The organism is Marivita sp. S6314 (assembly GCF_023015985.1).
In the GTDB taxonomy this organism is placed as follows: Bacteria; Pseudomonadota; Alphaproteobacteria; order Rhodobacterales; family Rhodobacteraceae; genus Marivita.
Genome location: NZ_JALKAO010000004.1, coordinates 114,767 through 129,534, shown reverse-complemented (window position 1 = coordinate 129,534; position 14,768 = coordinate 114,767). Strand labels below are relative to the sequence as shown.

15 protein-coding genes are annotated in these 14,768 nt (G+C 61.7%); 10 read left to right on the top strand and 5 right to left on the bottom strand.

Features of this window, described 5'->3' with window-relative positions:
* Positions 1-65: 65 nt before the first annotated feature.
* Positions 66-656, bottom strand: a complete 591-nt coding sequence (locus MWU54_RS12840; protein WP_247084418.1) for a biotin transporter BioY — start codon at positions 654-656, stop codon at positions 66-68.
* Between the two features lie 112 nt (positions 657-768).
* Between MWU54_RS12840 and MWU54_RS12835 the strand changes: the two genes are divergently transcribed.
* The 4 genes from MWU54_RS12835 to MWU54_RS12820 all read left to right on the top strand — a co-directional run bounded on the left by MWU54_RS12835 (position 769) and on the right by MWU54_RS12820 (position 4,214).
* The gene (locus MWU54_RS12835; RefSeq protein WP_247084416.1) at positions 769-1,425 is read left to right on the top strand and encodes an SDR family oxidoreductase; all 657 of its coding nucleotides are present in this window, start codon (positions 769-771) and stop codon (positions 1,423-1,425) included.
* 125 nt (positions 1,426-1,550) lie between these two features.
* Positions 1,551-2,339, top strand: a complete 789-nt coding sequence (gene surE / locus MWU54_RS12830; RefSeq protein WP_247084414.1) for a 5'/3'-nucleotidase SurE — start codon at positions 1,551-1,553, stop codon at positions 2,337-2,339.
* Complete coding sequence (locus MWU54_RS12825; protein ID WP_247084972.1) at positions 2,339-2,980, top strand: protein-L-isoaspartate(D-aspartate) O-methyltransferase; 642 nt, start codon at positions 2,339-2,341, stop codon at positions 2,978-2,980. Before surE ends, MWU54_RS12825 begins: the two co-directional genes overlap by 1 nt.
* A gap of 61 nt (positions 2,981-3,041) precedes the next feature.
* On the top strand, positions 3,042-4,214 hold the full coding sequence (locus MWU54_RS12820; protein WP_247084970.1) for a LysM peptidoglycan-binding domain-containing protein: 1,173 nt from the start codon (positions 3,042-3,044) through the stop codon (positions 4,212-4,214).
* 49 nt (positions 4,215-4,263) lie between these two features.
* Here MWU54_RS12820 and MWU54_RS12815 read toward each other — a convergent pair whose 3' ends face one another.
* The 3 genes from MWU54_RS12815 to MWU54_RS12805 are packed head-to-tail and all read right to left on the bottom strand — an operon-like array spanning position 4,264 to position 6,687.
* On the bottom strand, positions 4,264-4,809 hold the full coding sequence (locus MWU54_RS12815) for a PIN domain-containing protein (protein ID WP_247084412.1): 546 nt from the start codon (positions 4,807-4,809) through the stop codon (positions 4,264-4,266).
* Entirely contained in the window at positions 4,806-6,002 is a 1,197-nt protein-coding gene (locus MWU54_RS12810) for a class I SAM-dependent rRNA methyltransferase (RefSeq protein ID WP_247084403.1), read from the bottom strand. Before MWU54_RS12810 ends, MWU54_RS12815 begins: the two co-directional genes overlap by 4 nt.
* A gap of 49 nt (positions 6,003-6,051) precedes the next feature.
* Entirely contained in the window at positions 6,052-6,687 is a 636-nt protein-coding gene (locus MWU54_RS12805) for a DUF6778 family protein (protein WP_247084401.1), read from the bottom strand.
* Between the two features lie 194 nt (positions 6,688-6,881).
* Between MWU54_RS12805 and edd the strand changes: the two genes are divergently transcribed.
* Complete coding sequence (gene edd / locus MWU54_RS12800; protein ID WP_247084399.1) at positions 6,882-8,693, top strand: phosphogluconate dehydratase; 1,812 nt, start codon at positions 6,882-6,884, stop codon at positions 8,691-8,693.
* A 41-nt stretch (positions 8,694-8,734) separates the two neighbouring features.
* Positions 8,735-9,379, top strand: coding sequence for a bifunctional 4-hydroxy-2-oxoglutarate aldolase/2-dehydro-3-deoxy-phosphogluconate aldolase (eda, locus tag MWU54_RS12795; RefSeq protein ID WP_247084397.1), 645 nt, complete (start codon positions 8,735-8,737; stop codon positions 9,377-9,379).
* 483 nt (positions 9,380-9,862) lie between these two features.
* Here eda and MWU54_RS12790 read toward each other — a convergent pair whose 3' ends face one another.
* A complete protein-coding gene (locus MWU54_RS12790; protein WP_247084395.1) occupies positions 9,863-10,516 on the bottom strand; it encodes a GntR family transcriptional regulator in 654 nt (217 codons plus the stop codon).
* 132 nt (positions 10,517-10,648) lie between these two features.
* On the opposite strand from MWU54_RS12790, the gene MWU54_RS12785 reads away from it, so the two are divergent.
* The 4 genes from MWU54_RS12785 (at position 10,649) to MWU54_RS12770 (ending at position 14,754) form a co-directional block, all read left to right on the top strand.
* Positions 10,649-11,920, top strand: a complete 1,272-nt coding sequence (locus MWU54_RS12785; RefSeq protein ID WP_247084386.1) for a sugar ABC transporter substrate-binding protein — start codon at positions 10,649-10,651, stop codon at positions 11,918-11,920.
* Between the two features lie 71 nt (positions 11,921-11,991).
* Positions 11,992-12,876, top strand: coding sequence for a sugar ABC transporter permease (locus MWU54_RS12780; RefSeq protein ID WP_247084384.1), 885 nt, complete (start codon positions 11,992-11,994; stop codon positions 12,874-12,876).
* The gene (locus MWU54_RS12775; protein ID WP_247084382.1) at positions 12,873-13,688 is read left to right on the top strand and encodes a carbohydrate ABC transporter permease; all 816 of its coding nucleotides are present in this window, start codon (positions 12,873-12,875) and stop codon (positions 13,686-13,688) included. The genes MWU54_RS12780 and MWU54_RS12775 overlap by 4 nt, the downstream gene beginning before the upstream one ends.
* Before the next feature lie 13 nt (positions 13,689-13,701).
* Entirely contained in the window at positions 13,702-14,754 is a 1,053-nt protein-coding gene (locus tag MWU54_RS12770) for an ABC transporter ATP-binding protein (protein WP_247084380.1), read from the top strand.
* Positions 14,755-14,768 lie beyond the last annotated feature (14 nt).

Genomic DNA, 14,768 nt, shown 5'->3' with positions numbered 1-14,768 from the left:
TACCCTCAAAAAAGAAAAACCCCCGCATCGGCGGGGGTTTTGCAATTTTACCAGATGGTCAGGTTTCAGGACTGGCGCGCTTTCAGCGCTTTCCAGGCACCGGTCACCACCAGCGCCGCCAGAATGGCTTTGACCGCGTCGCCGATCAGGAAGGGCGATGTGAAATACGTCCAGTAGTAGCCAAGACCCTGACCAACCCATCCGGCCTCAACACCGGTGGCGGACGCAACAGCCATCGGCCATGCAATGCCCGGCAGGTACAGCAGCGCCGACAAGGCCAGCGTCACAGCCGCGGTGGACACAACGCCCTTGGTCAGCCCGCGATCTGCGGCCAGACCGGCGAGACCCGCCATCAGAACAAAGCCAAACAGGAAGCCCGCGGTTGGGCCAACAAAGGCCAGACCGTTCATGCCATTGGCAAAGACCGGCAAGCCCATCGCGCCATAGCCCAGATAGGTCAGCAGCGTCGCCGTCCCTAGCCGCGCGCCAAAGCTCAGGCCGACGATCAGAATGGCCAGCGTCTGCAAGGTCATCGGCACCGGGAAGAACGGAACAGAGATTTGCGTGGCGATCGCGATAAAAGCCGCGCCGCCAAGCGCCATCAGCACCTGCCGCGTCAATGTGGTTTTGCCAAGAGCAGCTTGCGTAAGCGTCATGATACTGTTTCCTTTGTCTGTCCCATGGGTTGCCTTGTTATTTCTGCAATTGCAGCATCAAGTCAAGCACTCCCCCTTGCGATGGCGTCTGCAAAAAGGCATGTGACAGGATATGACAGACACGACACTCCCCGTAGCGCTGGTCACCGGTGCCTCCCGCGGTCTTGGTTTCGCCCTAGCCGAGGCGCTGGCTGACACCCATCACGTTGTTGCCGTGGCGCGCACGGTTGGCGGGCTCGAAGATCTTGACGACCGCATTCAGGGCAAGGGCGGTTCAGCGACGCTGGCGCCGATGGACATCACCAAGGCCGATGCGATGGCACAGCTGTGCCGGTCGATCCATGACCGCTGGGGGCAGATTGACCTGTGGGTCCACACTGCTGTGCATGCAGCGCCGCTGACTCCGACCAGCCATCTGGACGCCAAGGACTGGCAAAAATCGCTGTCCACCAATCTGGATGCGCTGTCGCACCTGATCCCCTACATCGCGCCGCTTTTGCCCGCTGAAGGCCGCGCCGTCTTCTTTGACGACACCCATGCCGGTGAAAAGTTCTTTGGCCATTATGGCACGACAAAAGGCGCGCAGATTTCGCTGGCGCAATCCTGGCAGGCCGAAACCGTGACAACCGGGCCCAAGGTTCAGATCCTGTCGCCGCACCCGATGGCCACCGCGCTGCGCGCGCGGTTCTTTCCCGGCGAAGATCGGGATGTGCTGGCCGCGCCGCGCGATGAGGCACAGCGCCTTTTGCCGCAGATCCTGTCTGCCTAGGCGCGGGACGGATGCGCCCCGCATCCGGGATTTTCCAGATTGGAAAATGACACCCCCGGCAAAGGGGCGGACGCTTGCCGCAAGCCGGGGCTTGCCCTATGCAGGAAAAAAGCAAGGCAGAGCAGATGCGCATTCTTATTACAAATGACGACGGAATCAGTGCACCGGGGCTGAAGGTCCTGTCCGAGATCGCAACCGCCGTGGCCGGCCCCGATGGCGAGGTCTGGACCGTGGCCCCGGCATTCGAACAATCCGGCGTTGGCCATTGCATCAGCTATACCCATCCGATGATGGTCAGCCAGATGCGCGGCGAAAACCGCTATGCCGCCGAAGGCAGCCCGGCGGATTGCGTGCTGGCGGGATTGCATGACGTTCTGGATGGCGGCCCGCCTGATCTGGTTTTGTCCGGTGTGAACCGGGGGAACAATTCGGCCGAAAACGCGCTCTATTCAGGAACGCTGGGGGGGGCGATGGAGGCGGCATTGCAAGGCATTCCAGCCATTGCCCTGTCGCAGTATTACGGCCCCGACAATCTGAATGCGGAAGACCCATTCGAAGCCGCGCGCGTCCACGGAACCGAGGTGGTTCGGCGCATTCTTGCCGCTGATCCTGCGGACCAAACCGGCTATCGTCTGTTCTACAATGTGAACTTCCCCCCGGTGCCGGCCGCAGATGTCAAAGGCACCCGCGTGACCCCGCAAGGCCTGCGCAAGGGCACCCATTTTTCGGTCGAACCCCACAGCTCTCCGTCGGGGCGGCGCTTTTTGTGGATCAAGGGCGGCGATCAGCGTGCGCCAACCGACCCGGGCAGCGACGCGCATGAAAACCTGGCGGGTTATATCAGTGTCACGCCCATGCGCGCCGACCTGACGGCGGCGGATCAGTTGGCGACGCTCCGGGACGCCTTTGCGTGATGGACGACGCGGAACTCAAGATGCAGTTCCTCTATGCTCTGAGGTCCCGGGGCGTGACCAACGCGGCGGTGCTCACCGCGATGGAACGCGTCGACCGCGCCCCGTTTATCAAGGGATATTTCGCCGAACGCGCCTATGAGGACATGCCGTTACCGATTGCCTGCGGCCAAACGATCAGCCAGCCCTCGGTGGTGGGTCTGATGACGCAGGCGCTTGAGGTGACGGCGCGGGACACGGTGCTCGAAGTGGGCACGGGATCCGGCTACCAGGCCGCCATTCTCAGCCAGCTGGCGCGGCGTGTGTATACGGTCGACCGGCACAGACGTCTGGTTCGCGAGGCGCGCGAGGTGTTCGAGGCGCTGGGGCTGACCAATGTGACGGCCTTCACCGCCGATGGCAGTTTCGGCCTGCCCGATCAGGCCCCGTTTGACAGGATCCTTGTCACGGCCGCCGCCGAAGATCCGCCGGGTCCGCTCTTGGCGCAGCTCAAGGTGGGCGGGATCATGGTGCTTCCGGTGGGGCAATCGGATGCGGTGCAGCATCTGATCCGGGTCCGCCGCACCGAAGACGGGCTGGATTATGACGAGTTACGACCGGTTCGGTTTGTGCCATTGGTCGAAGGGGTGGCCCGCGACGCCTAAAGCGGGCATACTGCGTGACATGACGACCGGGGACACAACCGGCGCATATGAGGAAATCGACATGGTTCTTTCTACGGCAAATCACCGTCCCATATTTCGGCTGAGCGTCTCGTTGTCGGTGCTGGCCTTCGTGTCGGCGTGCTCTGAGCCGCTTGATCTGGACATGCGCGGCCTGATGAATGGCGGCTTCAACACCGCCGATGCGGCGCGTGCCGCCACGGCCAGCCGTCCGGAACCCGACAATCGGGGCGTCATTTCCTATCCCAATTACCAGGTGGCCGTGGCGCAAAGAGGCGACACGCTGGCCACACTCGCCCGCCGCGTCGGATTGCCCCCGGACGAACTTGCGCGGTTCAACGGTGTGCAGACAGGCGACACGTTGCGCCCGGGAGAGATTATCGCCCTGCCCCGCCGGGTGGCTGAACCATCACCCGCAACCGGTGCCGTCACCACAGGACCGATCCGTCCACCGTCGGAGGTGGACATCACGTCGCTGGCCAGCGACGCCATCGAACGATCCGCGCCAACCCCGGCGGCCGCACCTGCCCCACAAACCGGGGCAGAGCCGGTGCGCCACCAGGTCAAACGCGGTGAAACCGCCTTTACCATCTCCCGACTTTACAATGTGTCGGTGCGCGCCCTGGCAGAGTGGAACGGGCTGGACAGCAATTTCTCGCTGCGCGAGGGTCAGTTCCTGCTGATCCCGGTTGCCACACAGGCCCCGCCGCGCTCCAGCGAACCACAGGCCCCGGGCCGGGGTTCCCCCACGCCAGAGCCACCCTCGGCCTCCCAACCGTTGCCGGATGAAACCCCGGCCCCGGCCGCCGCCGCAACAGCGGCACCCAGTGTCGATGTGGGCCGTCAAACAGCGGCAAGCGCTTCGGACACCGCGATGAGTTTCCCGGTGCAGGGCAACATCATCCGCGCCTATGCCAAGGGCCGCAATGACGGGATTGATATCGGCGCGCCGGTGGGCACGTCCGTCAAGGCGGCGGCCAGCGGACAGGTGGCGGCGATCACGACCAACACCGACGGGATAAATATTCTGGTGATACGGCATCCTGACAACCTCTTGTCGGTCTACACGCATGTCGATGGCATTTCCGTCAAAAAGGGCGATGCGGTCAGCCGGGGTCAAGCCATTGCAAAAGTTGCGAAATTCGATCCGGCGCGGGTGCATTTCGAAGTGCGCAAGGGGTTCGACAGCGTCGATCCGATGGATTACCTGCGCTGAACTTAATTTTTTCTTCACGGGTTCCAGATTATTCGTACGAATAATCTGGTCAGCCCCCAGTAAACTTTTTGCCAAGGCGGGGAAGACGCGCTTTCTTGAGCAAGCGGTGTCGCTCCCATTGTTGATCTGACAGCCGGTTGGCATCGGCATGAACCGCATTGACCACACATTCCACGACCTGCGGCGCACTCGCATACAGCCCCACCAGGAACCCGTCCGGATCTGACCGCGACAGCCCTTCTTCGGCAAGGATATTGCGTGGAAAATCCTTGGCATTCATCGTCAGAATAAGATCGGCATGCCCGCAGATCGCCGCTGCCAGAACATGGATATCGTTCTTGTCCGGCAACCAGAGCCGGTCGAACACAGAGGGTTTGAAGCTCACCCGCGCATCCGGCCAGCGCGCCGAGACCATGGCGATTTCGGCATCGGCCTGCACCTGTCCCTGCGGGCCCAGCTTGGTCGCGGCGCGAGACCATTCGTCAAGAATGCGCTGTGACCAAAGTGGCTGAAACAGGCCTTCTGCCGCCACCCCCAACACCATTTCGCGCATCACGGTGGGATAAAGCACGCACGTGTCGAGCAGGACTTTCACAAGCGAAAGAACAGCGCTTTGAGATAGCCCGATTCCGCCAGCTGCGGCATCAAGGGATGGTCCGGTCCGGCCTGACCGGTGTGAATGAGCTGCGCACGTCGTCCGGCACGGCCAATGCCGCGCAGGCAGGCCCCGGTAAAGGCGGACAGATCGGCGGCATGTGAACAGGAGCACAGCACCAGATACCCGTCTTCTGACACCAAAGGTGCTGCCAGCCGCGCAATCCGCTCATAGGCGCGCAACCCGGCCTCTCTGGCCTTGTGCGAGGGCGCAAAGGCCGGTGGATCACAGATCACCAATTCGAACCGGTCCGGGTGCTCTGACAAGCCTGTCAGCACCTCGAACGCGTCACCGCGTGTCGTGGAGAGCCTGTCCGACGCGCCCATCCGCGCGGCACCGTCCCGCGCCAATCCAAGTGCCGCCTCTGACCCGTCCACGCAGTGCACATGCTCTGCCCCGCCGGCCAGTGCCGCCAGTCCAAACCCACCGACATGGGAAAACACGTCCAGAACCCGCGCCGCTTGGGCCAGTCGTGCCGTGAAGGCGTGGTTCGGGCGTTGGTCATAAAACAGGCCTGTTTTCTGGCCACTGACCAGATCGGCCATATAGGTCGCATCGTTCATCTCAACCGCAACCGGCGCTGTCGGCGCCTGCCCCAGCAGAACCGCGTCGTCCGAGTCCAAGCCCTCCAGCGTGCGACCGCGTCCACCGGCGTTCTTGAGGATCGTGGTCACGCCGGTGACCTCGGCCAGTGCGGCGGCAAGCTCTGGCAACAACCCCTCGGCCCATGCCGCGTTTGGTTGAACCACGGCGATATCGCCGAACCGGTCAATGATCACCCCGGGCAACCCATCCGCCTCGGCATGTATCAACCGGTAATAGGGGGCCGGAAACAACCGCTCCCGCAGGGCCAGCGCCTTGCGCAACCGTGCGGCAAACCAGGCCTGATCCGGGGCCGTCGCGTCGGCATGATCCAGAACGCGTCCGATGATCTTGGAATTCGGGTTGACCCCCACCAAGGCAAGCGGCTGACGTTCGGCATCTTCCAGAACAGCGATGGTTCCGGGCACCATGGCGCGGGTTCGGCGGTCGGTGACCACCTCGTTGGCATAGACCCAGGGATATCCGCGGCGGATCGCCTGCGGCTTGGTTTTGGGTTTCAGGCGAAGTACGGGCAAAGGGGACGGTGTCATACCGTCCCCTTTACGCCCCTCGCTCCCAAGGGGGAAGCCTTACAATCCGTCAGAGGTTGTTGATGCGCTGCAAGAGCCCCAGATCTGCGTTCCGGTGCCCGCCCGGCACGGTCAGTTCTTCGATCAACACATTGGTCAGATGGGTCGTCAGGCGATTCTTTTGCGTGTCGCCACGGGCATCGGCGGCAATCGCGGCCTGTCCGTCCAATCCGGCAAGATCAGCACTCACATCTTTCGTCCGCCCGATTTGCAGACCGGTTTCCGCATCCACCAGGCGCAGCAGGAACGATATGTCGTGAACCCCGCCCACGGTGTACCGCGCCTTTTCCGACAAGGCATGGAATCGGGTCACCTGGATGTCCACGCGCACCGGGCGACTTCCCTGCACACGCGGGGCCGCGGCGCGCAGCGATGTTTCAAACATCGCCTTGACCTGCGCGTGCCGATCCCCAAGCGCATCACCGCGCCAGACGATATCGCCACGCGGATAATAGGTGTTGCGCTCGTTGACGGTCAGCGATTTCGGCACCGACACGGTAAAGCTGTCGATGGTGTAATCCGGCTGGATCAGCCCCATCATCGTGTCGTCGGGCATCGCGGCCCGGCTGGCGGATTGCGTGCTGGCACATGCGCTCAGCGACAGCGCCAGCGCGACGGCTACGGCGGATTTAAACAGGGTTTTCATGGTCTGCCTCCTTTTCGGAGCGTTGCTCTTTGTCCTTGGCGTAGACAATCATGGGGAAAATGGGCGCCTTGAAGGCGAAATCGGTACAATTTGCCGAAAATGGTCGCATCACTCGCGTGGCAGAAGGGCCTTTACTGTTAGCGCTAACTTTACTACATGACCGTCGAGAACACGTCTGTTTGTGCGGAGGCAACATGGCACAGTCCCTGAACGACACGATCAAGAAGGTCACCGAACGCATCCAGGAACGCTCAGCGCCGTCGCGCGGCCGTTACCTGGAGCGGATGCGTCAGGCGGCGGCCGAAGGTCCGCGTCGCGCGCATCTGAGCTGTGGCAACCAGGCCCACGCCTATGCGGCGATGGGACAGGATCAGGACAAGCTGGCCACCGAACGCGCGCCGAATATCGGGATCGTGACCGCCTATAACGACATGCTGTCCGCGCATCAGCCGTTCGAACGGTTCCCCGACATCATCCGCACCGCCGCCCGCGCCGCCGGGGGCACGGCACAGGTTGCAGGCGGCGTGCCCGCCATGTGCGATGGCGTGACACAGGGCCAGGTCGGGATGGAACTGTCGCTTTTTTCGCGTGATGTCATCGCCTTGGCGGCGGGTGTCGCGCTCAGCCACAACACGTTCGATTCGGCGCTTTATCTGGGCGTCTGCGACAAGATCGTTCCCGGTCTGGTGATCGCGGCCGGAACCTTCGGGTATCTGCCGGGCCTGTTCATCCCGGCGGGTCCCATGCCCTCTGGCCTGCCCAATGATGAAAAAGCCAAGGTGCGCCAGCAATTTGCGGCAGGCAAAGTCGGGCGTGAGGAATTGATGAAAGCCGAAATGGCCTCGTATCATTCACCCGGCACCTGTACGTTCTACGGCACCGCCAACAGCAACCAGATGCTGATGGAATTCATGGGCCTGCACCTGCCCGGCGCGTCCTTTGTAAACCCCGGAACCCCGTTGCGCGACGCGCTGACCGTGGCGGGCACGGAACGCGCGCTTGAGATCACCCAGCTTGGCAATGATTACCGTCCGGTCTGCGATATCCTTGACGAACGGGCCTTTGTGAACGGCATCGTGGGCCTGATGGCCACGGGGGGGTCGACCAACCTTGTGCTGCACCTGCCCGCAATGGCGCGGGCCGCGGGTGTTGAACTGCGGCTGGAGGATTTTGACGACATCTCCTCGGTCACGCCCCTGATGGCCAAGGTCTATCCAAACGGGCTGGCCGACGTGAACCATTTCCACGCCGCTGGCGGGTTGGGGTTCATGATCGGCGAATTGCTGAAATCGGGCCTTTTGCACGAAGAGGTCAAAACCGTCGCGGGCGACGGGCTGAGCCTTTATGCGCAGGAGCCGAAAATCGCCGACGGTCGCGTTGTCTATGGCCCCGGCGCGGGCGAAACCCAGAACGACCGGATCCTGCGCCCCGCGACCGATCCGTTCCAGCCCACCGGTGGGCTCAAACAGCTGGAGGGCAATCTGGGCAAAGGCATGATGAAAACCTCGGCCGTGGCCCCGGAACGCCACGTGATCGAAGCCAAGGCGCGGATCTTCCACGATCAGGAAGATGTCAAAACCGCGTTCAAGAAGGGCGAATTCACCGAAGATACGATTGTCGTCGTGCGCTTCCAGGGCCCAAGCTCGAACGGGATGCCGGAACTGCACAGCCTGACCCCCACCCTTGCCGTCCTGCAGGACCGTGGCCTGAACGTGGCGCTGGTGACCGATGGGCGGATGTCGGGTGCGTCCGGCAAAGTCCCCGCCGCCATCCATGTCAGCCCCGAAGCCGCCCATGGCGGACCTTTGGCCCGGGTGCGCGACGGTGATCTGGTGCGCGTCGATGCGGTGTCGGGCAAGATCGACTGCCTTGCCGCAGACTTTGACACACGCGAACCCGTCACCGCCGATCTGAGCGGCAATGGCCATGGCGTCGGGCGCGAATTGTTCGCCGCGTTCCGCGCAAATGTCGGGCTGGCGGAAACCGGCGCGGGCGTGGTTGTGTGACCCATCCTCCTGAAACTGACTGACATGCAATTGGAAACCTTATGATTACCGCCTTTCAGGCCAGCGCAGACACCGAAAAACTCTGCCGTCTTGCGCCGATTATCCCGGTGCTGGTTGTCGACGATGCCAGCATCGCACGCCCCCTCGCCGAAGCTTTGGTTGCGGGCGGTTTGCCGGTGCTGGAAGTGACCCTGCGCACCGATGCCGCGCTGGACGTGATCCGCGAGATGGCCAAGGTCGACGGTGGCGTCGTGGGCGCGGGCACGCTGCTGACGCCGGAAGATGTGACCAATGCAGTCGACGCCGGCGCGCGGTTTGGCGTCTCTCCGGGGGCCACGGATCGCATTCTCGACGCATGCGAAGCGGCGGACCTGCCGCTCCTGCCCGGGGCTGCCACCGCCTCTGAGGCGATGGCGCTTCTGGAACGCGGCTACACGGTGCAGAAATTCTTCCCAGCTGAGGCGAATGGCGGCGCCGCCGCGCTCAAGGCCATCGGCGCACCGATCCCGCAGGTGCGGTTCTGCCCCACCGGGGGCGTGTCGCTCAAGAACGCGGCGGACTATCTCAGCCTGCCCAACACGCTCTGCGCGGGCGGGTCCTGGGTCGCGCCGAAAGACCTGATCGCAAACCGCGACTGGGCCGGCATCGAAGCCCTGGCGCGCGAAGCCTCCCGACTGCCACGCTGACCGGGCCGGCACGGCAGTTCGATCCGCAAGTGCAGGCGTTTTCGAAAACGCCTGCCGCACGCTGCATTTGAACCGCGTTAACAAATCCGTCGGATACCTCTGCCATCGGATCCGACATCCGTTGCGCCTTTTGGCGCAACACCCCAAGTGACCACCCTCTCTCTGCGGACGCTCCATGTGCGTTCAGACCATGAGAGACGCGTCTTATCAGGCCCTCCGGGGCACAGGTTCGCAGCGGCTTTCGAAAGCCGCTGTGGACGGGGGACAGGATGTCCACCCAACTCAGGTGACGTCACCTCTTTTCATAACCGACAAGGTGTTCCCGCAAGCGCTGGAACACTTGCACATCACCACCCTGCCGCATCCCGGCACGGTGTGTTCAGACCTGCGTTGTGTCCCTGCGTTTGCAGAGGTTTCACAACGGCGGTCCGTGCATGTCTTAATCCGACACTGTTCGAGGATTTCAATTTCGCTACGCGCGGGTCACGCCGTTTGAACGCGCGAGCCGAACCGGCGGTTGTACATCGCGCGGTATGCCTCTGCCGACGCCGGAAGGTGCGCCCGCACCGCTGCGACCAAAGCCTCACGCGACTCGCCGCGCATCGCGGAAATGATGTCAAAGTGCTGCGCCACCACAGTGCGCATGTGTTCGGCATCGTCATACTTCACAACTCGGATGGGCTGGGCCGCGCGGGCGTGTTTGCCGATCAGTTCTGCCAGTCTTGAATTGCCGCAGGATGAATACTGGACTTCGTGAAATTCCTGGTTGAGCCAGAACACGGCCCGGAAATCCTGATCCTGAACCGCCTTTTCGTGGCGACGCGCGATGTCTTCTAACCTGAGAATAACCTCTGGGTCACAAGGCAAAGGCGTGCGGTCCGCGGCTGCCGTTTCAAGAATGATCCGCACATCGTAAAGATCGTCGACCTCGTCAGGGGTGAAGTCGACAACTTCCACACCCCGGTTGGGGCGGCGCACCAGCAGGCCACGCGCTTCCAGTTCGGAAAAGGCGTTCCGAACGGCATGCCTTTTGGCGTTGTACCGCTCCATCACCCGGTCTTCGATGATTCGGCTGCCCGGCGTGTAGACGCCAAAAATGACATCGTTCTCCAAGTCGGTTGTGAGCTTGTCCTGCATGATCGCTGATCCGTTTCCGCCTATGAAATCAACTTACCATGTCCTCGGATTCTGTCCATTCCAAATTATTGATAATTTTATTGACGAAACTGTTGCGCTGGGTTTACGGTCAGCCAATCAAGGGAGGAACTCATGAAACATCTAACCAGTGCGATCGCGATCGCAGCTTCACTCTTTGGCGCGCAGGCGTTCGCATGGGAGGCAACAGAGGGGCGGCCGTTCGACGGGCAAACCGTGAATGTGCTTGCCGTGAAATCGAGCCAATTCGAAGCGCACGAAGCCCGGCTTGCCGAATTCGAAGAGGCAACAGGCATCGACGTCGTCTACGACTACGTGCCGTTCCCGAACATGAAAGAAGCGCTGACCACCGAGATGGTGGCAGGCGGCGACTATGACGTTGTGTCCGTGATGGACCAGTGGGTCACATCGCTTCAAATGCTCATGGCCCCCATCGGTGCCGAAATCGAAGCCCAGGGCACTGACCTGAGCGATTTTCCAGCGGCCCACATGCGCCACGGCATGCTGAACGGCGAATTGATTGGCCTGCCGGTTCGTGGCCACGTGCAATTGCTGTTCTACCGCAAGGACCTTCTTGACGCCGCTGGCGTGACCCCGCCCACGACCTGGGAAGAGATGGTCACAACCGCCAAGGCGATCCAGGACAGCACCGACGCGGCGGGCATCGCCCTGCCCTATGGCAAGCTGAACGGTCAGAACCTGATGGTCTGGATGAACCTGCTCTGGGGCAATGGCGGCGATCTTTTTGACGCCGATGGCAACCCGGTGTTCAACTCGGCTGCCGGTGTTGCGGCGACGGAAACCTATATCAGCTATCTCGCCGAAGAGATCGTGCCTGCCGGTTCGGCTGTGTTTGTCGAACAGGACGCGGTGAACAGCTTCAAGCAGGGCAATTCCGCGATGCTGCCCGTCTGGTGGTGGGTCCGGTCGCAATTGACTGATCCCGAACAGTCCACGCTGACCGCAGATCAGGTTGGGTTCACCGCCCTGCCCGCAGTTGATGGTGCAGACCGTACGACCTTTACCAACACCTGGATCTTCGGCGTGACGCAGGAATCCGACAACAAGGGCGCTGCGGCAGAATTCCTGGGGTGGTTGACTGACCCCGCGCTGGAACGCGACGTGCTGATGGATCCGGACCTGTCCGAAGTTGTGGCAGTCCACATGTCCAACCTGACCGACGCCGAAGTCAATGCACGCTGGGGCGGGATGCACCAGGCTGCAGCCGACGCGCTGGCCACGGCGGAAGGTATGGAATTCGGGGACAACTGGCCCCGCATCGCGCTGATCCTTGAAACAGCGATTTCCAGCCTTGCGTCCGGCGAAGGAACCGATGTGCAGGCCGCCTTGGACAAGGCCGCCGAAGACATCGCCGCCATCCGCTAATCACTCTCGGGTCGGACGGTTTTGCCGTCCGACCCACCGTCTCTGTTTTTCCAAACATCCGAGGTGTCCCCGTGCAAGACCGGCTGCTTCCGTACTGGTTGCTGATCCCCGCGTTCGTTATCGTGCTGGCGACAACCATCTACCCGCTCGCCTATTCGTTCATCACCTCGTTTCGCGCGTGGGATCTTACCAAAAGCCGCAGGCCCGGCGATTTTGTCGGGATCGACAACTACGTCTACGCCGCGTCCGAAAGCGCGTTCCTGAATTCCCTGTGGGTGACGTTTGTCTTCGTGATCACCAGCGTCGTGCTGACCGTGATCCTTGCTATGGCGCTGGCCTTGCTGCTGCGCCGCAAGGGCCCGATGCACACCTTCACCCGCATCATCCTGATCCTGCCCTTCGCAATGAGCCCGGCCCTGATCGGCGTCAGCTACCGGTTCATGTTCAACCCGGAATTCGGGGTGCTGGCCAAGGGCATCGGCGCGGTGTTCCCGGCGTTGCAAGGCGTGCCATGGCTGGCCGATCCACAGCTTGCGATGGGTATTCTTGTGCTGACAGATGTCTGGCACTGGACCCCCTACATGACCTTCATGTGCCTCGGTGGTCTTGCCTCGATCCCGCGTGAAACCGAAGAGGCCGCGCGTATTGACGGGGCGTCCAACCTGCGCATCGTTTTTGGCATTATCCTGCCCCAGATGCGCGGCGTGATCCTTGTGATGGCCGTGCTCAAGACGATCTTCGCACTCAAGATGTTTGACCAGGTGGTCACCCTGACGGGCGGCGGACCGGGCACATCCACCGAAACGCTGGCGTATTTCATCTTCAACGTCGGCTTCCGCTGGTTTGACATGGGCTATGCGTCGGCACTGGCGTGGATCCTGACGGCAATCATGATGTTCATCTCAATCTGGTATGTCCGCATGCTGCTCAGCGAAAGAAAGATGGCAACCGCATGAAACGCTCTCTCGCATATTTCGGCGAACGCGCCCTTCTGGTTCTGATCTCGGTGATCGTGCTGTTTCCGATCGCCTGGATGTTTCTTACCGCGTTCAAACAGCCGCGCGATGCCTATTCGCTGTCGCTGAACTTCGAACCGACCCTGCAGAACTTTGTCACCGTCTTCTCGGAGCCGTGGAACCTTGGCAGCATGGTGATGAATTCGGTGATTGTGGCGACCGTCACCGTGGCCATCGCCGTGCCCTGTGCCGCGCTTGCCGCCTATTCGTTTTCCCGGTTCCGGGTGAAGGGGCGCAAGTTCTTGTTCTTCCTCATCCTGTCTACGCAGTTCATCCCCGCCGTGGTGATCGTGTTGCCGTTCTTCCTGATGTTCCGCCAGCTTGACCTGCTTGATACGCGCATCGCGCTGATCATCGTCAATCTGGCCATCGTCACGCCTTTCGTGATCTGGATGATCAAAGGCTTCATCGACGCGATCCCCACCGACAGCGAGGAAGCGGCGATGATCGACGGGGCCTCGCGCTTGCGGGTGATCAAGGACATTGTCCTGCCGATGGCGGCACCGGGGATCCTGACCTCGTCGATCTTTTGCTTCATCCTAACGTGGAACGAGTTTCTATTCGCCCTGATCCTGTCGCGCCGCGACGCGGTCACCTTGCCCGTGGGCCTAGTCAGTTTCCGCACCGAGCGTGGCGATCTTTGGGAATTGATGAGCGCGGCGGGCGTGATGATTACGGTTCCGATCTTCATCATGGCCCTGTTCATCCAGAAACACTTTACGCGCGGCATGACGGCCGGCGCGGTCAAATAAGAGGAATATCAAAATGGCCGAAGTCCGTCTTGTCGATATCGAAAAGAAATACGGCAATTTTCTTGCCGTCCCGAAACAAAGCCTGACCATCCATGATGGCGAGTTTCTGGTGCTGCTTGGCCCGTCCGGCTGTGGCAAGACCACAACCATGCGCATGATCGCCGGGCTTGAGGACATCACCTCGGGGGACATTCTGATCAAGGGAGAGCGGATCAACGACAAGCCGCCCAAGGACCGCGACATCGCGATGGTGTTCCAGAACTACGGGCTTTATCCCCACATGACGGTGCGGCAGAACATCGAATATCCGCTGAAACTGCGGGGGGTCAGTCGCGCAGACCGTAAGACCCGGGTGCAGGAAACGGCCGACAAGGTCGAGCTGGGCGCACTGCTTGAACGCCGCCCGTCCGAACTGTCCGGCGGACAACGGCAACGCGTCGCGCTGGCCCGTGCCATTGTGCGCACCCCGTCGATCTTTCTGATGGACGAACCGCTGTCAAACCTCGACGCCAAACTGCGTGTGACCATGCGCGCGGAACTCAAACACCTGCATCACGAACTGGGCGTGACCACGGTTTACGTCACCCACGACCAGATGGAGGCGATGACCCTTGCCAACCGCGTTGCGGTGATGCGTGAAGGCAAAATCGTACAGCTTGACACACCCAAGAAAATCTACGCCGAACCGGCAGACCTGTTCGTTGCGGGCTTTATCGGCTCGCCGTCCATGAACCTGATTGACGGGGAAGTGTCGGGCGGCGTGTTCCGCGCCGATGGTGTTGAAATCCCGGTGACGCTGGAAGACCGCAAAGGCGTTGTGCTTGGTATCCGGCCCGAAGAGCTAGCGATCACGCAGGACGCCAGCGCGGCAATTTCCGGCAAGCTCTATGCGCTGGAACTGACCGGGGAAAGCACGCTGGTCACGCTGCGCAACGGGACAACGTCCGCCTGTGCCCGGGGACACGCGGATTTCGAGGCCGATATCGACTCTCCCTGCCACCTTTCGCCGAAAGACGGTGCAAGGATCCACCTTTTCGACCGCGCGTCCGGCGAAAGGCTCGGGTAAACCAGTGAAGGACC

What these genes read in the sequence shown, in the direction of transcription:
- MWU54_RS12775 (WP_247084382.1), top strand. Translation starts at nt 12,873, where the DNA reads ATGAAACGCTCTCTCGCATATTTCGGCGAACGCGCCCTTCTGGTTCTG.
- MWU54_RS12820 (WP_247084970.1), top strand. Translation starts at nt 3,042, where the DNA reads ATGGTTCTTTCTACGGCAAATCACCGTCCCATATTTCGGCTGAGCGTC.
- MWU54_RS12805 (WP_247084401.1), bottom strand. Translation starts at nt 6,687, where the DNA reads ATGAAAACCCTGTTTAAATCCGCCGTAGCCGTCGCGCTGGCGCTGTCG.
- MWU54_RS12790 (WP_247084395.1), bottom strand. Translation starts at nt 10,516, where the DNA reads ATGCAGGACAAGCTCACAACCGACTTGGAGAACGATGTCATTTTTGGC.
- MWU54_RS12785 (WP_247084386.1), top strand. Translation starts at nt 10,649, where the DNA reads ATGAAACATCTAACCAGTGCGATCGCGATCGCAGCTTCACTCTTTGGC.
- MWU54_RS12835 (WP_247084416.1), top strand. Translation starts at nt 769, where the DNA reads ATGACAGACACGACACTCCCCGTAGCGCTGGTCACCGGTGCCTCCCGC.
- edd (WP_247084399.1), top strand. Translation starts at nt 6,882, where the DNA reads ATGGCACAGTCCCTGAACGACACGATCAAGAAGGTCACCGAACGCATC.
- MWU54_RS12810 (WP_247084403.1), bottom strand. Translation starts at nt 6,002, where the DNA reads ATGACACCGTCCCCTTTGCCCGTACTTCGCCTGAAACCCAAAACCAAG.
- MWU54_RS12825 (WP_247084972.1), top strand. Translation starts at nt 2,339, where the DNA reads ATGGACGACGCGGAACTCAAGATGCAGTTCCTCTATGCTCTGAGGTCC.
- eda (WP_247084397.1), top strand. Translation starts at nt 8,735, where the DNA reads ATGATTACCGCCTTTCAGGCCAGCGCAGACACCGAAAAACTCTGCCGT.
- MWU54_RS12840 (WP_247084418.1), bottom strand. Translation starts at nt 656, where the DNA reads ATGACGCTTACGCAAGCTGCTCTTGGCAAAACCACATTGACGCGGCAG.
- surE (WP_247084414.1), top strand. Translation starts at nt 1,551, where the DNA reads ATGCGCATTCTTATTACAAATGACGACGGAATCAGTGCACCGGGGCTG.
- MWU54_RS12770 (WP_247084380.1), top strand. Translation starts at nt 13,702, where the DNA reads ATGGCCGAAGTCCGTCTTGTCGATATCGAAAAGAAATACGGCAATTTT.